Consider the following 25,998-nt stretch of genomic DNA (forward strand, 5'->3'; position numbering starts at 1 on the left):
ACTTGCAATGTTTTTTTGTAGGGTGACCTATTCGATGAGGCATAAAAATTATTTTGAAGTTTTGCTCATAACAGGATCGAATCATTCTAAAATATATTCCTATAATACCACTTAGAATGAAGAAATCAAGTTGGGGCTCCATTGTCTTCATTCAATACATTTAATTACTTTTTTAGTGCCATATTCTTCATTAACAACAACTGGTTTAATGTGCCATTGTTCGACAAAAAAAGTCATAAAATTCGCAAAAAGAAGAAAAATATTAATTTACAATATTTTCAGTAAATAATATAATAGTTTCAGTGGGCCATTTACCCACTGCATACAAAAAATTACAATTAGGGGGAGATTCAATTTGAAAAAGACAAAGCTGTATTTGCTTCTCACATTGCTGTTAGCATTTACAATGGTCTTTGCGGCATGCGGAAATACTGAAACAACATCTGAGAATGAAGAAGTAACAGAAAACCAGGAAACTAATGAGGAAACAGAAGATAATAATGCAGTTGATAATACTGAAGTAGTTGACCAAACTCTAAGGATAAACATAAACACTGAGCCACCTGCATTACATCCTGGCCTCGCGTCAGATACAACATCATCAAGTGTGTTATTACAAACATTTGAAGGCTTAACAAGAATTAATCAAGATGGTGTACCTGAAGAAGCAATGGCTGAAGAAATTAATATTTCTGAAGACGGACTTACTTATACTTTTACAATTCGTGATGGTGTAACTTGGTCAAATGGTGACCCAGTTACGGCAAATGACTTTGAATATGCATGGAAATGGGTGCTTGATCCAGGTTCAAATGCAGACTATGCATACCAACTAGAAGTATTGAAAAATGCTACTGAAGCAATAGCTGGTGAAGTTTCTATTGATGAAGTTGGGGTTAAAGCAATTGATGAAAAAACGTTAGAAGTACAGCTAGTAGCTCCAACACCGTATTTCCTTGAATTAACAGCATTTTATACTTATATGCCAATTAATAGTAAGATCGCGCAAGAAAATCCAGATTGGGCATTAGATGCTGGCGGTGACTATACTTCAAACGGTCCATTCCAAATGACAACTTGGGAGCATAGCGATAAAATCGTTCTAGAAAAAAACGAAAGCTACTGGGATGCTGAAACAGTTAAGCTTGAAACGATTGAAATGTATATGATTAATGATCCTAATACTGAGATAACAATGTTTGATAATAACGAGCTTGATTGGGCAGGTTCACCGACTGGAAATTTACCACTAGAGGCAATTCCATCTCTTAAAGCAGATGGAACACTTAACGTTACACCTAAAGCTGGTGTTTATTGGTATAAGTTTAATACTGAGGAAGCACCGTTTAACAATAAGAAGATTCGTAAAGCATTCTCATTTGCAATCGACCGTAAAGCGATTGTAGAAAATATTACACAAGGTGGACAAATTCCAGCGATGGCAGCTGTACCACCATCAATGTTCCCTGAAAATGAGAAGGGGTATTTCCAAGATAATGATATTGAAACTGCAAAACAGCTACTCGAGGAAGGTTTAGCAGAAGAAGGTTATGCAAGTATTGATGATTTACCACCAATCACACTTTCATATAACACAAATGAAGCACATGCGAAAATTGCCCAAGCGATTCAAGATATGTGGTCAAAAAACTTAGGTGTTGACGTAGAACTAGGAAATGAAGAGTGGGCAGTCTATATCGAAACACTGCATGCGGGTGATTATCAAATTGGCCGTATGGGTTGGATAGGCGACTTCAATGATCCAATCAATTTCCTAGAGTTGTATAAAAATTTAGGTGGAAATAATGATACACGCTGGCATAGTGATGACTTTGCAAGCTTGTTAGATCAATCTGTTACAGAAACAGATCCGGAGAAACGTTTGGACTTATTAAAACAAGCAGAAGAAATCTTTATGGAAGATATGCCAGTTGCACCAATTTATTTCTATACAAACACTTTTGTAAAGAAAGACAATATTCATGACGTAGCAATTTCTGGGTTAGGTGATATTCAATTCAAGTGGGCTTATTTTACCGCTGAATAACCTTTTAAACAAAAGGTGACTCATTTTCTTATACTGGTTTTTTTGAAAATGAAACTGTTGAATAATGGTATATAGAGGTAAGCTCTATATACCATTATTTCACATCAAGGAAAATTTGGGGGTGTGAATATTTGGTAAAGTACATACTAAAGCGGTTATTATTTATACTGTTTTCAATTGTTATCATCGTTAGTACTACCTTTTTTCTCATGAAGGCAGCGCCAGGTGGGCCATTTACAGCGGAAAAAGAACCTCCACCAGAAATACTAAAAAGCTTAAATGAATATTATGGATTGGACAAGCCATGGTATGAGCAATATTTCGATTACTTAACTTCTGTTGCTCAATGGGATTTTGGGCCATCATTTAAATATAAAGGTCAATCTGTAAATGACATGATTAGTGATGGTTTCCCGGTATCTTTTATTTTGGGTATGGAGGCTATTTTTATTGCGTTAGCATTTGGTGTTCTCTTCGGAATCATTTCAGCATTACGACATAATAAATGGCAAGATTATTCTGTTATGATTTTTGCAGTATTAGGGATTTCTGTACCAAGTTTCATAATGGCTTCAGTATTACAGTATATATTTGCTATTAAATTTGGGCTGTTTCCTGTTGCAAGATTTGAATCATTTACACATTCAGTATTACCGGCACTAGCTTTAGCATCAACACCACTTGCTTTTATAGCTCGTTTAACACGATCAAGTATGTTAGATGTGCTTCAATCTGATTATATTCGTACAGCGAAAGCGAAAGGATTACGAAAAAATGTGGTTGTTGTAAAGCATGCTATTCGAAATGCATTAATGCCTGTCGTTTCATATTTAGGTCCATTAACATCAGGAATTTTAACTGGGAGTTTTGTCATTGAGAAGATTTTCGGTATTCCTGGTTTAGGTATGCATTTTGTAACAAGCATTTCTAATCGAGATTATACAACTATAATGGGTGTAACGGTCTTTTATAGCATCCTCTTACTAGTGTCTATATTATTAGTCGACATATTATACGGACTTATAGATCCTCGAATTAAGTTAGCTGACGGGAAAGGTGATTAATCATGCAACAGAAAGTAGATGATACTCAATTAATACATAAAGATTTGCCGAAGGGTTTATTTGAGAAAGCAAAAACAAGTGGTGAACAAGCAGAAAAGCTTGGTAAAAGTCTGACTTATTGGCAAGATGTTAGGAAGCGATTTATAAGCAATAAGCTCGCAGTGTTTGGTATTATCTTACTAGTCATTCTTTCAATTATGGCAATTTTCGGCCCTTACATGACGCCGTATGATTATAAAACAAATGATTTAACAATGGCTAATAAAGCCCCTTCAAGTGAATATTGGTTTGGTACTGATGAATTAGGTCGTGATATTTTTACTAGAATCTGGCATGGAGCAAGAATTTCTTTATTTATCGGATTAGCGGCCGCTACGATTGACTTAATTATTGGTGTGATTTGGGGAGGGATGGCAGCATATATTGGAAAACGTACGGATGAAGTATTAATGCGAATCGCTGATATTTTAACCGGTGTACCGTATCTGTTAGTCGTAATATTATTAATGGTCGTACTTGGACAAGGATTGACAACGATGATTATTGCGATGTCAATTACAGGTTGGATTGGTATGGCAAGGATTGTTCGTGGACAAGTACTGCAACTGAAAACACAGGAATATGTGTTAGCTGCCCAAACACTTGGAGCAAATACAAGAAGGATAATGGCTCGACATTTAGTACCTAACACAATGGGTCCAATCTTAATTACGATGACATTAACAATCCCTCTTGCAATATTTACAGAAGCATTTTTAAGCTATTTAGGTCTTGGCGTACCACAACCTCTCGCCAGTTGGGGAACGATGGCAAGTGATGGAGTACCTGCCTTGAAATATTATCCGTGGCGCTTATTTTTTCCAGCAATATTTATATGCTTAACAATTTTTGCTTTTAACGTTGTTGGAGACGGCTTACGAGATGCGCTCGATCCACGACTACGAAAATAGGGGGAGAAAGATGAAGCGAATACTAGAAGTCAAAGATTTAGCTATTTCCTTCCATACGTTTGCTGGTGAGGTAAAGGCTGTCCGTGGTGTGAACTTCCACGTTAATAAAGGAGAGACCCTTGCAATAGTCGGTGAGTCGGGTTCAGGAAAAAGCGTGACTACACAATCTATCATGAAACTCATTCCAACTCCTCCTGGTGAATATGTGAAGGGTTCTATTATGTTTAATGGTGAGGACCTAATCCAAAAATCAGAGAAACAGATGGAAAATATTCGCGGGAAAGATATTGGGATGATTTTCCAGGATCCGATGACTTCATTAAACCCTACGATGAAAGTCGGACATCAAATCATGGAAGGGTTAATCAAGCATCAAAGTATGTCTAAAGCTGAAGCAAGATTGGAAGCGATTAATTTACTAAACATGGTTGGAATTCCAATGCCAGAAAAACGTGTGGATGAATACCCTCACCAATTTAGTGGTGGAATGAGGCAGCGTGTTGTCATTGCGATTGCATTATCATCTCGACCAAAATTATTGATCTGTGATGAGCCCACAACAGCTCTCGATGTGACCATTCAAGCGCAGATTCTCGAATTACTAAAAGATTTACAAGAAAAGATGGATATGGCAGTTATATTCATTACACATGATTTAGGGGTTGTAGCAAATGTAGCTGATCGCGTAGCGGTTATGTATGCTGGGCAGATTGTTGAAACTGGGACAGTTGATGAAATTTTTTATAACCCTCAGCATCCATACACTTGGGGGTTGTTAGGGTCAATGCCAAGTCTTGAAGGCAGCAAGGATGAACTTTACGCGATTCCAGGGTCACCACCTAATTTAATTAACCCACCAGTAGGAGATGCCTTTGCATTGAGAAGTGAATATGCAATGAAAATTGATTTTGAAATGGAACCACCGGTGTTTAAAGTATCAAATACTCACTACGCAAAAACATGGCTATTACATGAAAGCGCACCGAAAGTTGATCCTCCTGAAATTGTGAAGAGAATGAAAATACACTATAAATCTTTCAAACGCAGTCATGAAAGAGGGTAATTGAAGATGAACTTAAAAGAAGAAAAACTGTTGGAGATACAAGAACTTAAACAACATTTTAAAGTTAGCAAAGAAAATACAGTAAAAGCTGTTGATGGTATTTCCTTTGATATATATAAAGGTGAAACGTTTGGCTTAGTTGGAGAATCTGGTTGTGGGAAATCTACAACAGGGCGAACAATTATTCGTTTATATAACGCAACAGATGGTAAGGTAATTTATAACGGTGAGAATGTCCACGGGAAGAAGTCGAAAAAGGAATTAAAATCTTTTAATAGAAAAATGCAGATGATCTTTCAGGACCCATATGCGTCACTTAACCCACGGATGAAAGTATCAGACATTATAGCAGAAGGAATTGATATTCATAGCCTCGCTTCTTCTAAACAAGAACGGATGAATAGAGTCCATGAGTTATTAGAAATCGTTGGACTAAATCGCGAGCATGCGAGTCGTTTCCCCCATGAATTCAGTGGCGGACAAAGACAACGTATAGGTATTGCAAGGGCGCTAGCAGTAGACCCAGAATTTATCATTGCAGATGAGCCTATTTCAGCGTTGGATGTATCTATTCAAGCTCAAGTAGTGAACTTGATGAAAAAACTTCAGAAAGAAAAAGGACTTACATATTTATTTATTGCGCATGACTTGTCTATGGTCAAGTACATTAGCGATCGGATCGGCGTAATGTATCGTGGGAAAATTGTAGAGTTAGCAAAGAGTGATGAACTGTATAGCGACCCAATACACCCTTATACTAGATCACTATTATCGGCGATTCCATTACCAGACCCAGATCATGAGCGCTCTCGTAAAAGAATAATTTATGACCCTTTGCAGCATAATTATGACAAAGAGACACCTACAATGAGGGAAATAAAACAAGGGCATTATGTTTATTGTTCGGAATCAGAGTATAAGTTGTATAAGGACAGAGGGTAAGTTAAAAAGAATGATCTCTACGTAGAGGTCATTCTTTTTTGAAGGCTGTTCTCACATTGATTGCAGCACTTCAGTTTAAGTTATAAGCACGTACATACAGCGTATGTGGCATCTTAAAAGCAATAAACTGTTGTAATAATGTTCTTTTGCATCATAAGCCTTAAGTTATCGATACTTATATTCTACTTATTTCTTAAGTAATTCATAATGTTTTTGTTAAGGCTCTTTTTGTAAACTTTGTTGTTAATTATACAAAATTACGACAGTAAAGAAAGAAGTCTTATGTGATTCTCATCATAACATAGCAGAAAAAATGCCACGAAACTACAGTTGTATCCGTGTTTATCTATTAGTACGAATAAGAGCAATAAAATGCGAAAACAGCATGAATTGAGTGAATATTAAGAATTATTTTGTATTATTTATAATAAGGAGTAAGTTATCTCCATTCAAATGGGTTATACAATATAATCACAAAAACTTAACCATAAAGTGGTCTTGAAAACCGAACAATTTACATTAGATTACTGGACTACCAACTACTATCTATTTGATAAATGTTTTGGATGGGGTCACTATTTTCTGCTGAAAATTTAAATGCATCTTACACCAAACAAATAATGTTATTTTTCATCTATAACGAATCTCTTAAATACTTTTAAATCTTATACCTTAATTCCTTTAACTGACAAAAAAGATCTTTTCAAGGTATAATATTCCATAGTGGAGTGGTATCATGTTAGCTACTATTTTAACATTTTGAATGTCCAAAAAGGGAAATGTTTGAATGTTTATGTTAGTAATCATATACTTTCAAATATTTCCATTAATAGATTATAAAATGATAGTTGAAAAGAATGTGATATCAATCCAAGAAGAATAAGAATAAACAAAACTATGGATTTGTATTTTCTATGATTATAAGGGGCGTTAAGATGATTATCAGACCAATTGAATTAAACGATGCAGAAAAATTTTTACAATTAAATAAGAGCATTGATGAATCAGGATTTATGTTATTTGAACCAGGTGAAAAATCAATGACACTTGAGCAACAAAGAAAAGCTATAGAAAATATTATAGCTGAAAAGAACTCATTATTTCTAGTAGCAGAAGTAGAGCATAAATTAGTTGGATTTATGAACGCATTTGGAGGTAAAGTCAAACGAAATCAACATTCGGCATATCTTGTTTTAGGTGTACTTGATGATTTTCAAGGACGAGGCATAGCATCAAGTCTATTTAATAGTGTTTTCGCTTGGGCTAAAGATAAAGAAATATCTAGGCTGGAACTCACAGTTATAAAAGACAATATAAAGGCATTTAACTTATATAAAAAAATGGGTTTTGTTATTGAGGGTGAAAAAGTGAATTCATTAATCATAAATGGTCAACCTATGAACGAATATTATTTGTACAAGTTACTATAACACGTAGCCGCTATCCTTTACATAAACTTATCTATTAAAAATACCAACTACAATAATTCACAATTTGTATTACTGAGCATATAAGTGGATAAAACAAAATATAAGTAAAGCCATCGTTGAGTTTATTGCTCAATGGTGGCTTTAATGCTTTTGTCAGGAGTTAGACATCACGTAAAAAGAAAGCTTCTATGAAGCTATCTATCTATATATCATCACCCATTTCATTTTTAACGCCGTTTCGTATTCATTATTGTCTTCCGTATAAGAAAGTCAACACGAACTCAACAAGATTTTATGAGTATTTAATGTACAGTGAATTCATAACAATTGTAAGTCTATATTAGCTAGGGTCATTTTTAAAAATTGCAACAAATTGTTATGAAGCGATCCTTAAAAAGTTTATAAACTGCCATTGTATTCTTTATTGAATTATGAGAATATAATAAAAATAATTAGGCATGTATAATACATGAATTAATAAAGGAGAAAGTGTATGAACAATTCGATACAGGAGATGCTCAATCAATATAGTGAAAAACAAAAGAATCGTGGCAGGCTTTTAATTAGTTGTGCAGACAAGCAAGGGATCGTCGCTGCAATTTCAGAGTTTTTGTTTAACCATGGTGCAAACATTATTGAATCAAGTCAATACTCTACAAATCCAGAAGGTGGCGTCTTTTTTATTAGAATTGAATTTGAATGTCCAGACTTACTGCATAAAGGGACTGTTATGAAAAAGGAGTTCCAAAGCATTGCTAATCAATTCTCAATGGAGTGGCAACTTACATTTGTTCATGAATTAAAGAAAACAGCAATTTTCGTTTCAAAGGAGCTTCATTGTCTCCAGGAACTTTTATGGGAATGGCAAAATGGTGATTTGATGACGAATATTGCATTAGTCATTAGTAATCATGAAGATGCAAGGGAAATAGTCGAATCCTTAGATATACCTTTCTATTATATCCCTGCAAATAAAGACAATAGGAAAGAGGTAGAAAGAACTCAGCTTCAACTGTTAAAAGAGTATGAGGTAGATCTGATTATTTTAGCTAGGTATATGCAAATATTGACATCAGATTTTGTTGAATCATATCCTAATCAAATAATTAACATCCATCATTCGTTCTTACCAGCATTTGTAGGAGCAAGACCGTATGACAGAGCATACCAAAGAGGTGTAAAACTCATCGGCGCTACATCCCACTATGTTACGAATGATCTTGATGAAGGACCGATCATCGAGCAAGATATTATGAGAGTAAATCACCGTGATAATGTTGAGTCTTTGAAGAAAATAGGTAGTTCTATTGAAAGGAGCGTTCTCGCTCTAACAGTTAAATGGCACCTAGAAGATCGAGTGATTGTTTACAAAAACAAAACCATTGTATTTTAAGATAATTGTAGTAGCGTAACGTATTTGGCTACATATTAAAGTTTATGTTAGAGAGAGGTGAGAATCAGCACCTCTCCTTAAGATGTGATTAAATGGCTTTGACTACTGTTGCAAGTATGACAACCAGTAGAATAAATAACACAAGAATTAACGCAAACCCAGTACCCACTGAGTCTCCAACAAGGACAGGTTGACTGTAACTGGGTGCAGGATTTGCACAACCTCTCTCGTAGCCATATCTGTAGGCAGAGTGTCTAACATTAGGTACAGCCCCGTAGTTGTAACCAGTATATCCTTGAGCTCCCCCATAATTATGCATAAACTAACCTCCCTTTCTTCTCCATATATGTGTATGAAAGAATGGGCAAATTGTCTATAAGAATACAGATTATTTATATTTAATTGACGATACTCATTACGACATGTTTAGTATTTATTTGGTTTTAAGTCGGATTATGCAGATGCTACAATCTCTAATTTCTTCCCTTTAATACTAATCCGTGAAAAAATTCACAATGTCGTCAATAACATCCCGTCATATACACCATATTAATAGTATAATTGGTAATAAATAAACAATTAATACTAATTTTCTTACTCTGAGTTGTGAAGTATTTCACAAATGAAATCGCTTTATTGAAAATTTAACGATAATAATGGAGGAAGTTAACATGGACAAAATGAGCACAATTATAAAAGAAACTGCATGGGAGAATTTTAACGAAGGGCATTGGATGCATGCTATTGATGTAAGAGACTTTATTCAAAATAATGTAACACCATATACAGGAAATGAAGATTTTCTTGCTCCACCAACAGCAAAAACATCTAGCTTATGGGATGAAGTTCTAGAGTTAACGAAAAAAGAACGAAAAAATGGTGGTGTACTAGATGTTGATACTAAAACAGTATCTACCATTACTTCTCATAGGCCAGGCTATATAAATAAAAATTTAGAAAGTGTTGTTGGTTTGCAAACTGATGCACCACTAAAGCGCTCTATACAACCATTTGGTGGTATTCGAATGGTGAAGGACGCATGTAACGCATATGGATTTACGCTTGAACCAGAAGTGGAGAAAATTTTCACTGAGTACCGCAAAACTCATAACCAAGGAGTATTTGATGCGTATACTCCTGAAATGAGAAAGGCTCGGAAAGCTGGAATCATTACTGGACTACCTGATGCATATGGGAGAGGTCGAATTATCGGTGACTACCGTCGAGTAGCCTTATACGGTGTAGATCGCTTAATGGATGAAAAAAGAAAAGCCCATGCTAAACTTGAAAATGAGATGATGAGTGAAGCAGTGATTCGTGATCGTGAAGAAATTTCCGAACAGTTTAGGGCATTGCAAGAACTGAAGGATATGGCAGCTTCTTATGGATTTGACATTTCTAAGCCTGCCAAAAATGCACACGAAGCAATTCAATGGTTATATTTTGGCTATCTTGCTGCGATAAAAGAACAAAATGGTGCTGCTATGAGTCTAGGGCGTGTCTCAACATTTTTAGATATTTATTTTGAAAGAGAATTGAATAATGGAACGATGACTGAATCAGAGGTACAAGAGACAGTTGACCATTTTGTTATGAAGCTACGGATGGTTCAATTTTTACGTACGCCAGATTACAATGAATTATTTAGCGGTGATCCAACGTGGGTCACAGAATCAATTGGTGGCATGGGCTTAGATGGACGTCCACTTGTGTCGAAAACGTCATTTAGATTTTTGCATACGTTAGATAATTTAGGGCCAGCTCCTGAGCCGAACTTAACAGTATTATGGTCGACAGAGCTACCGGAACATTTCAAGCGTTATTGCTCAAAAATGTCTATTAAAACAAGCTCTATTCAATACGAAAATGATGATCTGATGCGTAAAGAATATGGTGATGACTATGGGATTGCATGCTGTGTGTCTGCCATGAAAATCGGGAAGCAAATGCAATTTTTTGGGGCCCGTGCGAATTTAGCCAAAGCATTATTATATGCAATCAATGGTGGAATTGATGAAAAATTGGGTGTACAAGTGGGACCTGACTTTGAACCGATCAAAGCAGATATTCTAAATTATGAAGAAGTGTTTGAAAAATATGATAAGATGTTAGATTGGCTTGCAAAACTATATATGAATACATTAAATGTAATTCACTATATGCATGATAAATATTCATACGAACGAATTGAAATGGCTCTGCATGATGAAGAAATATTAAGAACGATGGCATGTGGTATTGCTGGATTGTCTGTTGTAGCAGATTCATTAAGTGCCATTAAGTATGCAAAAGTGCGCCCAATTAGAAATGAATACGGAATCGCTGTAGATTTTGAAATCGAAGGAGATTACCCTCAGTTCGGAAATGATGATGACCGAGTTGATTCAATTGCAACAGAGTTAGTTGAGAATTTCATGAATAAGTTACGCCAGTACCCGACTTATCGTAATTCATTGCCTACTCAATCCATTTTAACGATCACATCAAATGTGGTGTATGGTAAAAAAACAGGTACAACTCCTGATGGTAGAAAAGCTGGTGAGCCATTTGCACCGGGAGCAAACCCTTTACATGGACGTGATAAAAAAGGTGCACTAGCTTCGCTGAATTCAGTAGCTAAGCTTCCTTACGAAGACTGTTTAGATGGAATCTCCTGTACTTTTTCAATGGTTCCAAAATCTCTCGGAAAAGAAGCTGACACGAGAACAAGTAACCTTGTCTCGATTTTAGATGGTTATATGAGACAAGAGGGACATCATATTAATGTAAATGTATTTGAAAGAGAGCAATTACTAGATGCAATGGAACATCCAGAGAAATATCCACAATTAACAATTCGTGTCTCTGGGTATGCAGTGAACTTTATTAAGTTAACTCGTGAGCAACAGATCGACGTCATTAATAGAACATTCCACGAAAGTATGTGATCAGCATGATAGGACGAATTCATTCAGTTGAAACTTGTGGTACAGTAGATGGACCAGGATTACGTTATATCGTATTCACACAAGGTTGTCCGTTACGTTGTATTTACTGCCATAACCCAGATACTTGGAAAGTAACTGGAGGTAAAGAAGAAGATACGAATGATTTAATTGAAGATATTAAAAAATATATGTCTTATATGAACTTTTCAAATGGTGGTGTTACTGTAAGTGGTGGAGAACCACTAGTTCAAGCTGATTTTGTCATTGATTTATTTAAGAAATGTAAAGAACTCGGCATTCATACTGCATTAGATACAGCGGGGTCATTACAACCCGCTAACTTGGATGAGCTCTTAAGTCTGACTGACCTTGTTCTGCTTGATGTTAAACATATAGATGAACAAAAACATCAAGACATTACAGGTTTATCTAATAATAATACGATTTCTTTTGCAAAGCGTTTAAATGATAAGGGGATTCCTTTATGGATTAGACATGTTCTCGTTCCAGGATATACAGATCAGGTACAAGATTTAGACCGACTTGGACAATTTATAGGTACGTTATCGAATGTTGAAAAGGTAGAAATACTACCTTATCATAAAATGGGTGAATATAAATGGAAAGCACTTTGTTTGGACAATGAATTGATTGATACAAATCCACCTTCAGCCGAAGAGGTTGACAAAGCATACAACATCGTTACATCATACTCACCTACACTTATGAAATAATTAAAGAAGAAGTAACACGAAACATCGTGTTACTTCTTTTTATGATGATGACAGTATTTGAGGGATAAATATGTGGAATTGACCCATAAAGCTTACGAATTGACCGATAAAATCTACGATAACGAGAAGGATCATTAAACAATAAAACAAAGTGATAAATAAGTGAAAAAAGATGTCACAAAATATACATACAGGGGTATATTGACAATGACACTATGTATACAGTATTATGTAGGTGTACTAAATAACAAATCATTTGTGAAACATTGAGCAAATATATTTTTTTACAAATTATATACCCATATAGGTAATTGAGGAGGATGACAATGACAATGAAAAAGAAAATAGTGATAGTCGGTGGAGTTGCAGGTGGAGCAACAGCAGCAGCAAGGTTACGAAGATTAGATGAAAATGCAGAAATTATCATGTTTGAACGTGGAGAATATATATCTTTCGCAAACTGTGGTTTACCTTATCATGTTAGTGAAGTGATTCCGCAGAGAGACAGTCTACTCGTTCAAACTGTTGAGGGGATGAGTAAGAAGTTTAATCTAGATATTCGAAACTTTTCAGAAGTAGTAAAAATCAACCGTGAAGAAAAGACTGTATCGGTGCAACATGTACAAACTGGTAAAAAGTATAAAGAAACATATGACAAGTTGATCTTATCTCCAGGAGCAAGACCAATAGTTCCCCCATTTGAAGGTCTTGAGCAAGCGAGAAACATGTTCACTTTACGAAATGTCCCAGACACCGATCGCATAAAAGCGTGGGTAGATCAGCAACAACCAAAAAAAGCGGTTATCGTTGGTGGTGGGTTTATCGGGCTTGAGATGGCAGAAAGCCTTCATCATCGCGGCATTGGCGTGACAGTAGTTGAACTCGGTAAACAAGTGATGGCCCCACTTGATCCAGAGATGGCTGCGATTGTTCATGAGCATTTACGTGACAAGAATGTAAATCTCATTTTAGAGGATAGAGTTAAAGCTTTCAAAAATAATGGTAAAACAATTGTGTTGAACAGTGGTAAAGAGATAGACAGTGATATTACCATTTTATCAATCGGTGTTCAAGCAGAGAATGAACTTGCCATTGAATCTGGGTTAGAAGTAGGAAAACGTGGTGGCATTGTAGTTAATGAGCACCTTCAAACAACTGATAAAAATATATATGCAATTGGTGATGCAATTGAAGTAAAGGATTATATATTAGGCACAGCAACAATGGTTCCGTTAGCATGGCCTGCCAATCGTCAAGGCCGTTTAGCTGCAGATCATATTTATGGTTTAAATGTTGTTTACAAAGGAACTTTAGGTACTGCAGTAGCCAAAGTGTTTGATTTAACTGTAGCAGTAACAGGGAATAATGCAAAAACATTAAAGCACTTGAACATTACTTTCGAAGCTGTGCACGTACATCCAAACTCTAATGCGAGTTATTATCCAGGAGGAAATCCCGTTTCACTTAAAATGACTTTTGACCCGAACAGTGGAAAAATATTTGGGGTGCAAGGCGTGGGAATTAATGGAGTTGAGAAAAGAATTGACGTAATTGCTACAGCCATTAAAGGTGGATTGTATGTTCATGATTTACCAGATTTAGAGCTAGCTTATGCACCTCCGTACTCTTCAGCTAAGGATCCAGTTAATATGTTAGGATATGTAGCAACTAATGTAGTAGATAAAGAGTTGAACGTAGTTCATTTTGACCAAATAGATGAAATAATTAATGACGGAGGTTATTTAATCGACGTTCGTGAACCGATGGAATTGGAGCTTGGAGATATTGAAGGTTCCGTGAACATTCCACTGGGTGACTTGCGAGAACAATTAGCAGAATTACCGCAAGATAAGCCAATTTACATTACATGTCAAGTAGGATTACGTGGCTATTTAGCGACTCGTATTCTACAGCAACATGGATTCGATGCATACAATTTAAGTGGTGGCTATAAAACATATTGTTATTACGAAAGAGATAAAAAAGGACGCAGTAATAACAATGTGAAAAATGACAAAGTATGTACCGATAACGATCAAATATTGATAAAAAAAAAGACGCTAAACCAACAATAGAGCTTAATTGTATAGGTTTACAATGCCCGGGCCCAATTACTGAAGTATTTAAACGAATGGATACGATGAATCCAGGTGATATATTAGAAATAAAAGTAACAGATCCAGGCTTCGCTAGAGATATTGAGGAATGGTGTGACAAAACTGGTAACACCTTTTTATCCAAATCACAAAACGATGCTGAATACTCAGTTTTCATCCAAAAAGGAAAAGGTCATGCAGACATGAGTTCAACACCGGAGCTTCCTGCTCATTCAGAAGAAAAAGGTGTAACTTTAATCGTCTTTGATCAAGACTATGACAAAGCGATTGCTTCATTGAAAAACAATATCCCAGAAAAAAGATAAAGATTTTACGAGTAAAATGTTTGGAGCGATGATGCCTGCGGGATCAAATAAATTACCTATATCAAATATGAATATGGGTGGCCTAGGCGTAAAACTGATACAAAGGGTCATGGAAAATAAAAATATTGATAATTTAGAAACGCTTATGCATACAGCGATGGAATTAGGCGTTGACATGATTGTATGTTCTATGAGTATGGAGGTTATGGGTATTCATCAAGAAGAACTTATTGACGGTATTCAAATCGGTGGTGTTGCAACATATTTAGGTAAAGCTGAAGAATCAAATATAAATTTATTTATATAATGGGAGCTGACCTCTGGTGCTCTATTGCGACATCGGGGGTCAGTTTCTTATATGTTAAAATAGTATTATCATTGTTGTTGTTTTCCCCATTTAGTAATGAGTATGTTTTCGGTTTATGGATTGAATGATTTTATTTGTTGCGAGGAGACAGTATATGAAAATTAATGTTGGAATAATTGGGTGTGGGTCTATAACAGAATTCCGTCATGCTCCAGAGTACACGAATCATCCACACGTGAAAGATGTGTTTTTTTATGATCGTAATTTAGATAGGGCAAAGAGACTTGCCAGTATCTTTAATGGTAAGGTAGTTGATGAGATTGAGCAATTATATAAAGACCCATCTATTCATGCAATTAGTGATTGTTCCTCTAATGAGTCTCATCATATAGTAACCACACAAGCACTACTTAATGATAAGCATGTGTTATGTGAAAAACCAATTGCAAACACAATCAGTGATGCTGAAAAAATGATAAAAGCCGCAAAAGAATCAGGTAAAATTCTTATGATAGCTCAAAACCAGAGGTTTACGAAAGCTCACAATAAAGCTAAAGAAATAATACATAGTGGTACTTTAGGGAAAGTCTTAACATTTAACACAAGCTTTGGTCATAAAGGCCCTGAGCATTGGGGTGTAACGAAAAGTAATGCAACATGGTTTTTTAAGAAAGAGCGATCATTTATTGGTGTAGCAGGAGATCTAGGTATACATAAGGTTGATCTTTTACGTTATTTATTAAATGATGACATCGAAGAAGTAAGTTCCTTTCAAGGAGCACTTCATAAAAAGGACGAAGAGGGAAGTCCGATAGAAGTTTGTGATAACATCGTTGGAATTCTTAAAACTAAAAAGGGGGCTCTCGGAACAGCTTCTTTTTCTTGGACTTATTATGGTGATGGAGATGATAGTACAATTATTCATCTTGAAAAAGGCAGCATAAAAATAAATCATAACTCCAAATTTGATATTGAAATAACTACAATTGATGGTAAAAAACTAACTTATCAATACGATACGAATCAGCATGATACAAACAGCGGTGTTATTAATAACTTTGTAGATAGTATTATTCATCAAAGGCAGCCATTAGTTACTGGAGAAGATGGGTTAGCTTCTTTGAAAGTTATTATGGCCATGGTTAAATCAGCGGAGACACGTGCAGTTGTTACGGTTTGACCAAGACAATATAGGAGGGAAAAATTGATGTCAATGATAAGAAACCCCATTTTAAAAGGTTTTAATCCAGATCCTTCTATTTTAAGAGTTGGTGAGGATTATTACATCGCTACATCTACATTTGAATGGACACCCGGTGTGCAAATACACCATTCAAAGGATTTAAAAAATTGGTGCTTGTTGACTCATCCTTTAACACGCAAAAGTCAATTGAACATGCTTGGAAATCCCGATTCAGGTGGCGTATGGGCTCCTTGTCTTAGTTATGAAAATGGCATATTTTATCTTGTATACACACACGTAAAAAGCTTAACTGGAGCATATAAAGATACACATAATTACCTCATTACTGCAAAGGATATTATGGGTCCATGGTCAGAGCCTGTTTATTTGAATAGTAGTGGCTTCGACCCATCATTGTTTCATGATGATGACGGAAAGAAATGGTTACTAAATATGGTGTGGGATCATCGACAGGGCAAAAATCCTTTTCATGGAATCGTTATGCAACAGTATTCAGAAGAAGAGCAAAAGCTAATAGGTCCAACCCGTCAAATCTTTAAAGGAACAAATCTTGGTTGCACTGAAGCCCCTCATATGTATAAAAAAGATGATTATTATTATTTAATGGTAGCCGAAGGTGGAACGGGGTACGAGCATGCTGTTACAATTGCTCGTTCGAAATCTTTACTAGGGGAGTATGTAGTTGATCCATTAAATCCAATGTTAACGTCAAAGAATCATGCAGACTTACTATTGCAGAAAGCCGGACATGCCAGTCTAGTGAAGACCCAATCAAATGAATGGTATATTGTCCATTTATGTAGTCGTCCTCTTAAGCCGCAAATGAGGTGTATATTAGGACGTGAGACAGCGATTCAGAAGGTGTATTGGACTGATGATGGCTGGTTAAGGCTTCAAGAAGGAAATAACCCAAAAGTTGAGGTCAATGCCCCGCAATTATCTGAGCACTACTTCGAAGAAAATTGTGAAATTGATCACTTTAATAAAGAACAAATCAATATCCATCTTAGCGCATTGCGCGAATTTGCAAGCGAGGAGTGGGTTTCATTAACGACAAGGCCAGGCTATTTAAGAGTGAAAGGCAGAGAATCGCTGAACTCACTTCATAAACAAAGCCTACTTGCTAGAAGGCAGCAAGCATTTACGTTTGAAGCGGAGACAGCCGTTCAATTTGACCCGAGCAATTTTCAACAAATGGCTGGGTTAGTGTATTACTATAATACGAATAATCACTATTACTTATATATAAGTTATGATGAAGAATTAGGTAAGCATATCGGCTTGATTAGCTGTGATAAGGGTAGATATAATGAACTGAGTTTTCAGAAGGTATCAGTTGAAGAGTCGGCTAACATATTGTTAAAGATAACTGTTGATCACCAAAAACTACAATTCTATTATTCAGAAGATAAAGTCCAATGGGAAAAAATCGGTGCTGAATTGGATGCTAGTATTCTTTCTGATGATTACATCACTAATTATGAAGATGGTTCGGCTACTGAATTAGCTTTCACCGGGGCGTTTATTGGCATGGCAGTACAAGATTTGACTGGTCAACAGAAGCATGCGGATTTTGATTATTTTAAGTATATTGAACATGATTAAGCTGATAATAGTTTTGGTGTGAATCGAACAATAAACAATTTTAACGTAAGTTTACGCTGATTAGGGCTGTATCTGTATAGAGACAGCCCTTTTAATATCTAATAATTTTCTTCAATTCTTAGGTAGCTACATTAAATCAGGATAATATAGTTGTTCTCTGTATGCTAAACTGCTATTCAAGTTAATTCATAGAAATCGTTAATAGAAGAACTTTAGAGTTTTTTGTTGTGGAAATTTTACAATCGAGACTTCATAAAATTATACATCAGTTGAGCATGACGGCCTTTTTCAGTATAAGGATTGACTTTTGGGCGTAGTTGGCGAACAAACATTAAATCACATTCATAAGTTCTGCCGTATATACGGTAGCATTCGTCATGTGCCTTACATGCTGCATCAACATCATTGATTGGAGCACCAGGTCCACTACAGCCTGGGCCACACCATCTATAGCCGGGGAAAAGGCACCTTCTCGGACGCAAACTCGTCCTCCTTATAATCACAGTGGTGAAACCCCCTTTCAATCAATTTTTCCACTTATTATTAAACCGTTCAGAAGAAGGATATTTCGCGTTAATAAAGGAATGTTTTGATAATTAGTATATGAATGGAAATGTTATAGTGAGTGTTTCTTCACCTAGTAAATTACACATCAGTTACAAATAGTTAGAATGCGTAGTTTAAGAGGAATTTTTATTGAAACTAACTGTGAGATGGTCAAGAAAGCAACAATCTATACGAAAACAGCCTTGTGAAAAAGATGTTTTAACTTTTGTAGAATATAGGCTGAGGACAGGTTAAAGATAAATTTTGATGAACAGATAGATAGGTATATGAATGATGAAGGCTAACTAAACCAAAATAGAAAGTACGGAATAACCATGATTCGGTGCCGCTCATAATTGGAATAAAGCTTTTTAGAATAAGAGAGCAATTCTAAAGAAATTATGATATTTTGTAATCAGAACACTAGAATTTTACCTTATATTTATTATGAGTTAGATATATTTAGGAGGAGATTAAGTGCAGGGTTTGAAATATTCTGAAAAATACATAAATGTTAATGGAAGTAATTTTTATACGACTAGTGTTGGTGAAGGCGAACCGATTGTTTTTCTTCACGGAGGTCCTGGAAGTGAGCATCGCTTCTTTTTGCCACATATTCTCCCATTAGCGAAAGATTATAAATTAATATTGTATGATCAAAGAGGTTGTGGTAAATCAGAACGATCTAAACAACATGATTATTCTATGGCAGATGAAGTAAACACACTGGAATTACTTCGTGAAAAATTAGGTTATAACAAGCTTAACTTATTTGGTGAGTCTTGGGGATCAATGCTTGCATTATTATATGCAGCAACATATCCGAACAGAGTAAACAAAATACTATTAACTGCTGCAATCGGAGTAACAAAAGAAGGCTTTGAAATGTTTGGAAGAGAAGTAGAGAAAAAACTTCCCAAAGAGGAAAAAGACAAATTAGCCAAATTAGAAATGAGATTAAAAACTGACCATTCGGCTCTGGATCAAATTTTTAGTATTTTAGACCCTTATTATGTATATAATACAGAAGCCTTAAACCGTAAAGAAAAAACCATTAATAATCATGTAGTTAATGAAATGATAGGAAAGGATATACTAAACAACTTTGACTTATCACGAAAGTTAGCTTTGCTCTCAAATATACCAATTTTAGTAGCCCAAGGTAGTCATGATATTTTAACACCAACTTTAATTGAAGACTTGTTGATTAAATATATCCCTCATGCCAGACTAGTAGAAATCGATAAATGTGGTCATTGGACTGTTGTAGAGTGTCCAGAAAAAATGATAGAAATCACCTATGAATTTTTTTCATAAATTATATTTAGTACGAATTGAGAATATTGATCTTTATATATTCATTTTATAAATAAATAGGGGTTTTAATTAATTTTTTCTCAAGGATTTTTAAGTTCAATTAATGCGAAAACAGCCTTTTGGATCGAAGGTTCTGGGTTGTGATAACATGATATTTTTATTGTGATGACGTTATAAGGGATAACAACTTATAACGTTTTTAACTAATCATCATACAAAGACATAAATGTATTAACTGTACATTTTTGCCTCCGTCTTATAATCTCGACGGAGGCAAAAAAATGTATACCAAGGTTAAAAGCTTTATTATTCATCAATCTTTATGACAGACTGTTCTCTACACATACCTAAGTTAGCTTTTAGAATATTATGTTCTTTTACTTTCTTTTCCTATAATGGCTTTACGAGCGATGTCTTTATCATCAAGCTGAATGGTTTTATCTTTTAGAATTTGATATTTTTCATGTCCTTTACCAGCTATCAGCACAACATCATTTTTTGCAGCAATCTTAATAGCTTGATTGATAGCTTCTTCACGGTTAACTATGTTGTCATATTGTAGTGAAGGGGACTCTATGATCCCTTGATTAATATCAGTCATAATGTTATGTGGGTCTTCAGAACGTGGATTATCAGAAGTAATTATTACAATATCACTGTATTTGCTAGCTATGTTACCCATTATTGGTCGTTTTAACGTATCTCTATCTCCACCACATCCAAATACAGTAATTACCCTCCCAGTTGCAAAATCTTTAATGGAAGTTAGTACATTTTCTAAAGCATCAGGTGTATGTGCATAGTCTACTAAAACAACATAATCTTGACCTTCATCGATAACCTCCATTCTACCATCGATACTTTTTAATTGAGACAAGCTTTTTTTAATGCTTTGAAGTGGGATGCCTTCAACTAATGTTGCTGCTATAGCTGCTAATACATTGTAGACATTAAACAGTCCTACTAATTGGAGGTTTATGTCAACTTCGCCTTTAAAAGTAGCAAGATGAAAATGAATCCCTTTTGATGTCATATTTATATTTGTGGCAGAAATATCTGCATCATTGTTTATCCCATATGTAATAACTTCTGATGAGGCTATTTTGCGAAAATAGTGGTAAGATGGATCATTAGCATTTAAAATAGCATATTTTTTTTCATTTGGATTAAATGTATTACCTAATCTAGTGAACAATAGACCTTTTGTATTTCTGTAGTCTTCAAACGTTCCGTGATAATCAATGTGATCTTGAGTAAGGTTTGTAAAAATAGCCGTTCTAAAGTTGCAACCTAACACTCTATTCATATCTAACCCTTGAGATGTAACTTCCATTACACAATAATCTGTGTCGCAATCCCTCATTCTTCGAAGGTTATGTTGCAGTACTGGAGGTTCCTGTGTATTTATATCAGAAGGGACTACTTTACCGTTAATTTTTGTCCCATTGTTTCCCATCAAACCTGTTGTATAGTTATAATCTGATAGTATCTTATCTATGATGTAAGATGTAGTAGTTTTCCCGTTTGTTCCAGTTATCCCAATAAGTTTCATCTCGTGAGATGGATAATTATAAAAGTGTGAAGCAATAATTGCTAAGGCGTGTCTTGCATCTTTAACAAATATCTTTGGAATTTTTACATCTACATCCTCTACATCCTTTTCAACGATAAGTGCTGCTGCACCATTTTTTACTGCATCTTTTGCGAAAAGGTGTCTATCCTTTAAAAAACCTTTTATTTCAGGAACACAAATGAACAAATTTCCCTTTACTATTTTTCTTGAGTCCATCTGTAAGCCCGTTATTTCTGTTTCTAAGTTCCCTTCAGTTCGCTTAATAGTGAAAAGGGATGCTATCTCTTGTAACCTCATCATTTTCCACCTCATCGTTGTATGTTTTGCAAAACAAAAATAAGTCTCTTTTCATTAAATCTAATTCAATATGTAAAATTTCTCGGCATTATTGTTAAGCAAGCTTAAAATATACAACAATTTTAACATGAATGCTAAATTCTTTGCGTTATTATTTGTACATAATTACATCATTTAGACTGTTGAAGTGTATGTACAAAAAGCCTTAGTTAAAGGCTGTTTTTTCATTAATTGTTGCTTTTCGTACTAAGAACTAAATATGTAAAACCAAGTATTTGTGGCATTTTTTCTTCTCTAACATAATGACACATATATATCTAATTCTTGATATTAGCAACAAAGTTGTCGAAAAGATCCTATAATAACTATATTGTAACTTGTTTGTAACTAATCATTTCCCTTTTGCTATTAAAATGAAATGGAGGATAAATATAGAGAAGTAATTGAAAGGGGAATATTACATGAAACGAAACAAAGTAATAGTAACAACTGTATTGTCTGCATTGCTTGTAGGAGGTACAGTGACTGGCTTTATGCAAGTACCTGAAAAGGCTAAAGCAAAAGAATCAGTACTAGTAAAACAATCTGATAAGGATCAAAACGTTCTAACAATAACTAATAAAACAGCAAGCGAGAATTTGGAAGAAATTTCTTCAATATTTACGATTAACATCCCAGTAATTGAAAATGAAAATAATATTTCTTCATTACAAAGAATTAATACGATAATGGACTATGAAATCATAGACTTTAAAAATAGACTGCGTAATCAATTTGCCCAAACGTATTTAGACCTTAATGGTGAAGTGTCATTTGGTTTTAGTGGTGATGCAACTTATGAAGTAGCGTTTAATAATGATCAGATTATCAGTATACCAGTCACATACACACAATATGCTGGGGGAGCACACTCAAATACAGAAATTGTTGGATATAACTTTAATTTAGAAACAGGTGAATTGATCTATGTGAGTGATTTATTTAAATCTGACTTTCATTTTCAAAAAGAAATAAACAACAAGATTAAAGAAGAAATCTCTAAACAACCTGAAGAATATTTTGAAGATGCTTTAGTTACAGTTGATCGTCTAGACGTAAACTTTAATTATTTTATTAAAGACAGTGCCATTGTTGTTCAATTTAAAGCCTACGAATTAACATCGTATGCATCTGGTTTGCCAAGTTTTGAAATTCCTCTTAAGGATTTCGAAAATAACTTAACACCTATTGGTAAAAGTATAATTAGTTCCAAAAAATAACATAGTCACATATATTAATATGAACAGTCGTAAAAGCCTCTTAAATACCTTATTGGAAAAGAGGCTTTTTTACTTGAATTGAAAAAGGTTATCCGTCAGAATAAGGTAACATTTGATAAACTATACTAAAGGCTGCGTTTACATTGATTGATGTTATTGTACTAAGAAACAAACTATACATAGAGTTTTGACGTGTCTTTTTTTATAAAACGATAATATTTGCATAAGCCTCATATTTAATAAACAAGGTTGTTATCGCATTGAAATTGTTGCTTGCCTTATTAGGAAATAAGTATTTACACAACTAGAGTTCGTGGCATCTTTTCTTCTTTAATATGGTGACTTACGTATGGAGCGACTTCTTTTGGTACGAATTTGGTGATAATAGCAACAAAAGCTTACGAAAATAGCCTTAAGCAAAAGTAGTAACAAAATGTAAGGAAAGAGCCATAATAAAAATCATTGAGGTGAAACATCATGGGCTTAGATTTTGTGAAAACTCCCTTTCAACAAGAGTGGTATAACAAGATAGGTAAGCTTGCAGACGAGTTTGCAAAACGTGAGAAACATTATGATAATCATGGAACCTTTCCATTTAACAATATTGAACAACTAAAGGAAGCTGGATATACATCATTAACGATTCCTAAACAATTTGGGGGGCAAAACATCTCATTGTATGAGCTTGTTTTGCTACAGGAAAGGCTCGCACAAGGTGATGGAGCTACAGCACTCTCAATTGGTTGGCATATAGGTTGTGTCATGGATATAACAGAAAAAAGTAGATGGGAGCATAATATGTTAACCTATCTTTGTGATCAAGTGAAAAAAGGAAAGCTGATTAATAGAGCTGCAACTGAACGGCAAACTGGAAGCCCTACACGGGGTGGTAAACCACAAACTTATGCTAAAAAAAAGAACTCAAACTGGATTATTAATGGACGAAAAACCTTTACTACGATGGCTCCTACATTGGATTTCTTTCTTGTTAGTGCAGCTGTTGATAATCAATTATGTGAATTTTTAATACCTCGTGACTCCACTGGTCTTCGAATTGAGGAAACATGGGATACAATGTCCATGCGTGGAACTGGCAGTCACGATCTTGTTTTAGACCAAGTTGAGGTAGAAGAAAAATTTCTAGTTGAAAAAAATACAAGAGAAAGAAAAGGATTAGCAAATGGATGGTTACTTCATATTCCTGCCTGTTATATGGGTATAGCTATTGCGGCACGTAATTATGCCTTACATTTTGCTCATACATATTCACCTAGTAGTATAAGTGGACCAATTAGTGAACTGCCAAACATCCAAAGAATGACAGGAGAAATGGAGCTGGAACTTATGCAAGCACGCCATTTTATGTATTCAGTTGCAGAACGATACGATACATCTCAACATAAACAATTGCTTATTCCTGAATTAGGTGCAGTAAAACATGTGGTGACAAACAGTGCTCTCTCAGTAGTAGATAAGGCAATGCGTATTATAGGTGCCCAAAGCTTGTTTAACGATCGACCACTCGAGAGATATTATCGTAATGTTCGAGCAGGGCTTCATAATCCACCAATGGATGATGCTGTAATTGGATCCCTTGCACAGCATGCATTTTCTGAGATAACGAATACAGAATCGAAAATACAATCAACAAAGAAAGAATAAATTCAACAGGTTTATGGAAGTTTTTATATAAACACGTATATTTTTCCTTAAGCTAGGGCAATATGATAGTGAAAAAAATTAAACTAAGGGAGATTGAAAGATTATGAATAAATCAGAATTAGTAAATGTTGTAGCAGAGAAGGCGGAGTTGAGCAAAAAAGATGCTGCGAAGGCAGTAGATGCTGTATTATACGCAATTCAGGAACCATTGACAAAAGGAGAAAAGGTTCAATTAATTGGCTTTGGTAATTTTGTCGTCCGTGAACGTGCTGCAAGAAAAGGGCGTAATCCGCAAACAGGTGAAGAGATTCAAATTTCTGCAAGTAAAGTGCCAGCATTTGTCGCAGGGAAAGCGTTAAAAGAAGCTGTCAATAACTAATAATGATCTCATAGAGATACGTCATCCTTTTTGGGTGACGTATCTTTTTTTGATAGAAATAGTGAATGTATTATAAGAATAATAATTGTTTATGAGCAATATAATTAATTGCTATAGTAATTGCTGCTCATGGTTGTTAAATGTATCGTTCACAAATTGTCCATTCATGCAAATTTAAAAATTTGTTAACATTTAAGAGGTAAATAATAAATGCAATCAGAAGGGATTTTTACAGCATGTATGGATTTAATATTGTTAATAAGCTTCAAAAAATTGATAAGGATATTCATAGATGTCAACTAAAATATCATACAAAACGTGTATTAGTAAGCAAAGAATTTACGTTTGATGCTGCACATCATTTACATTGTTATGATGGAAAGTGTAAAAATTTGCACGGTCACACATACAAAGTTGTTTTTGGTATAAGTGGTTACGTTAATGACATAGGATTAGTAATAGATTTTGGAGAAATCAAAGATATATGGACAAATAACATTGAAGTTTTCCTAGATCATCGTTATATAAATGAAATGTTGCCCCCTATGAATACGACAGCAGAAAACATGGTTGTATGGATTTATGAGCAAATGCATGAGTCAATTGAAATGAGAAAAGATAAATTGAAAGGTGCTAGGGTTGAGTTTGTTCGCTTATATGAAACTCCTACGTGCTTTGCTGAAGCGAAAAGAGAGTGGATGGAAGATAAGCATTAATGTACTTATTAATGTTAATTCAACTAATCTAGCTAAGTAGAGTGATCTCCTACACTGCATTAATGAACCCTCGTATGCGAAAGCATTTTATCAACCCTAGACAGAAGACCTCCACTTCAAACCAAAACAATGCGAAGCGAGTGAAGGTTAAGTGGGTGATG

At 35.0% G+C, this 25,998-nt stretch carries 22 protein-coding genes; 19 read left to right on the forward strand and 3 right to left on the reverse strand.

The genetic code is table 11. The features are described from left to right. Positions 1-406: 406 nt before the first annotated feature. The 7 genes from SLH52_RS16400 (at position 407) to purU (ending at position 8,889) form a co-directional block, all read left to right on the forward strand. On the forward strand, positions 407-2,047 hold the full coding sequence (locus SLH52_RS16400) for a peptide ABC transporter substrate-binding protein (protein ID WP_320210373.1): 1,641 nt from the start codon (positions 407-409) through the stop codon (positions 2,045-2,047). Between the two features lie 131 nt (positions 2,048-2,178). After that, the gene (locus SLH52_RS16405; protein WP_320210353.1) at positions 2,179-3,111 is read left to right on the forward strand and encodes an ABC transporter permease; all 933 of its coding nucleotides are present in this window, start codon (positions 2,179-2,181) and stop codon (positions 3,109-3,111) included. Between the two features lie 2 nt (positions 3,112-3,113). After that, positions 3,114-4,061, forward strand: a complete 948-nt coding sequence (locus SLH52_RS16410; RefSeq protein WP_320210354.1) for an ABC transporter permease — start codon at positions 3,114-3,116, stop codon at positions 4,059-4,061. Between the two features lie 10 nt (positions 4,062-4,071). Further along, positions 4,072-5,124: an ABC transporter ATP-binding protein gene (locus SLH52_RS16415; RefSeq protein ID WP_320210355.1), complete on the forward strand. Its 1,053-nt coding sequence runs from the start codon at positions 4,072-4,074 to the stop codon at positions 5,122-5,124. A 6-nt stretch (positions 5,125-5,130) separates the two neighbouring features. Continuing rightward, complete coding sequence (locus tag SLH52_RS16420) at positions 5,131-6,066, forward strand: ABC transporter ATP-binding protein (protein WP_320210356.1); 936 nt, start codon at positions 5,131-5,133, stop codon at positions 6,064-6,066. 935 nt (positions 6,067-7,001) lie between these two features. Next, on the forward strand, positions 7,002-7,496 hold the full coding sequence (locus SLH52_RS16425; protein ID WP_320210357.1) for a GNAT family N-acetyltransferase: 495 nt from the start codon (positions 7,002-7,004) through the stop codon (positions 7,494-7,496). A gap of 493 nt (positions 7,497-7,989) precedes the next feature. Further along, positions 7,990-8,889, forward strand: coding sequence for a formyltetrahydrofolate deformylase (purU, locus tag SLH52_RS16430; RefSeq protein ID WP_320210358.1), 900 nt, complete (start codon positions 7,990-7,992; stop codon positions 8,887-8,889). 88 nt (positions 8,890-8,977) lie between these two features. Here purU and SLH52_RS16435 read toward each other — a convergent pair whose 3' ends face one another. Further along, on the reverse strand, positions 8,978-9,208 hold the full coding sequence (locus tag SLH52_RS16435) for a YjcZ family sporulation protein (protein WP_320210359.1): 231 nt from the start codon (positions 9,206-9,208) through the stop codon (positions 8,978-8,980). A gap of 361 nt (positions 9,209-9,569) precedes the next feature. Between SLH52_RS16435 and pflB the strand changes: the two genes are divergently transcribed. The 7 genes from pflB to SLH52_RS16470 all read left to right on the forward strand — a co-directional run bounded on the left by pflB (position 9,570) and on the right by SLH52_RS16470 (position 18,088). Continuing rightward, the gene (pflB, locus tag SLH52_RS16440) at positions 9,570-11,816 is read left to right on the forward strand and encodes a formate C-acetyltransferase (RefSeq protein ID WP_413785552.1); all 2,247 of its coding nucleotides are present in this window, start codon (positions 9,570-9,572) and stop codon (positions 11,814-11,816) included. Positions 11,817-11,821: 5 nt separating this feature from the next. Continuing rightward, the gene (pflA, locus tag SLH52_RS16445; protein ID WP_320210361.1) at positions 11,822-12,550 is read left to right on the forward strand and encodes a pyruvate formate-lyase-activating protein; all 729 of its coding nucleotides are present in this window, start codon (positions 11,822-11,824) and stop codon (positions 12,548-12,550) included. Positions 12,551-12,876: 326 nt separating this feature from the next. Next, on the forward strand, positions 12,877-14,625 hold the full coding sequence (locus SLH52_RS16450) for a CoA-disulfide reductase (protein WP_413785551.1): 1,749 nt from the start codon (positions 12,877-12,879) through the stop codon (positions 14,623-14,625). A 56-nt stretch (positions 14,626-14,681) separates the two neighbouring features. Beyond that, on the forward strand, positions 14,682-14,972 hold the full coding sequence (locus SLH52_RS16455; protein WP_320210362.1) for a sulfurtransferase TusA family protein: 291 nt from the start codon (positions 14,682-14,684) through the stop codon (positions 14,970-14,972). Between the two features lie 28 nt (positions 14,973-15,000). Continuing rightward, positions 15,001-15,279: a DsrE/DsrF/DrsH-like family protein gene (locus SLH52_RS16460; RefSeq protein WP_320210363.1), complete on the forward strand. Its 279-nt coding sequence runs from the start codon at positions 15,001-15,003 to the stop codon at positions 15,277-15,279. Between the two features lie 154 nt (positions 15,280-15,433). Then, a complete protein-coding gene (locus SLH52_RS16465) occupies positions 15,434-16,459 on the forward strand; it encodes a Gfo/Idh/MocA family oxidoreductase (protein ID WP_320210364.1) in 1,026 nt (341 codons plus the stop codon). A gap of 27 nt (positions 16,460-16,486) precedes the next feature. Then, positions 16,487-18,088, forward strand: a complete 1,602-nt coding sequence (locus tag SLH52_RS16470) for a glycoside hydrolase family 43 protein (protein WP_320210365.1) — start codon at positions 16,487-16,489, stop codon at positions 18,086-18,088. Between the two features lie 236 nt (positions 18,089-18,324). On the opposite strand, the gene SLH52_RS16475 is transcribed toward SLH52_RS16470, so the two are convergent. Further along, positions 18,325-18,570, reverse strand: coding sequence for a phospholipase (locus tag SLH52_RS16475; protein ID WP_320210366.1), 246 nt, complete (start codon positions 18,568-18,570; stop codon positions 18,325-18,327). 541 nt (positions 18,571-19,111) lie between these two features. On the opposite strand from SLH52_RS16475, the gene SLH52_RS16480 reads away from it, so the two are divergent. After that, positions 19,112-19,951: an alpha/beta hydrolase gene (locus tag SLH52_RS16480; RefSeq protein WP_320210367.1), complete on the forward strand. Its 840-nt coding sequence runs from the start codon at positions 19,112-19,114 to the stop codon at positions 19,949-19,951. A gap of 367 nt (positions 19,952-20,318) precedes the next feature. Here the strand turns inward: SLH52_RS16480 and SLH52_RS16485 are convergent, their stop codons facing one another. Next, positions 20,319-21,821, reverse strand: coding sequence for a UDP-N-acetylmuramoyl-L-alanyl-D-glutamate--2,6-diaminopimelate ligase (locus SLH52_RS16485; RefSeq protein WP_320210368.1), 1,503 nt, complete (start codon positions 21,819-21,821; stop codon positions 20,319-20,321). Positions 21,822-22,282: 461 nt separating this feature from the next. Between SLH52_RS16485 and SLH52_RS16490 the strand changes: the two genes are divergently transcribed. The 4 genes from SLH52_RS16490 (at position 22,283) to queD (ending at position 25,837) form a co-directional block, all read left to right on the forward strand. Then, positions 22,283-23,080: a DUF3298 and DUF4163 domain-containing protein gene (locus SLH52_RS16490; protein WP_320210369.1), complete on the forward strand. Its 798-nt coding sequence runs from the start codon at positions 22,283-22,285 to the stop codon at positions 23,078-23,080. Positions 23,081-23,557: 477 nt separating this feature from the next. Further along, positions 23,558-24,742 carry an acyl-CoA dehydrogenase family protein gene (locus SLH52_RS16495; RefSeq protein ID WP_320210370.1) on the forward strand — a complete coding sequence of 395 codons (1,185 nt, stop codon included), beginning with the start codon at positions 23,558-23,560 and terminating at the stop codon, positions 24,740-24,742. A gap of 103 nt (positions 24,743-24,845) precedes the next feature. Further along, complete coding sequence (locus SLH52_RS16500) at positions 24,846-25,121, forward strand: HU family DNA-binding protein (RefSeq protein WP_214481923.1); 276 nt, start codon at positions 24,846-24,848, stop codon at positions 25,119-25,121. A gap of 236 nt (positions 25,122-25,357) precedes the next feature. Further along, positions 25,358-25,837 carry a 6-carboxytetrahydropterin synthase QueD gene (queD, locus tag SLH52_RS16505; protein ID WP_320210371.1) on the forward strand — a complete coding sequence of 160 codons (480 nt, stop codon included), beginning with the start codon at positions 25,358-25,360 and terminating at the stop codon, positions 25,835-25,837. Positions 25,838-25,998 lie beyond the last annotated feature (161 nt).

Origin of the sequence: Cytobacillus sp. IB215665 (assembly GCF_033963835.1) — a bacterium.
Classification (GTDB): Bacteria; Bacillota; Bacilli; order Bacillales; family SM2101; genus Nanhaiella.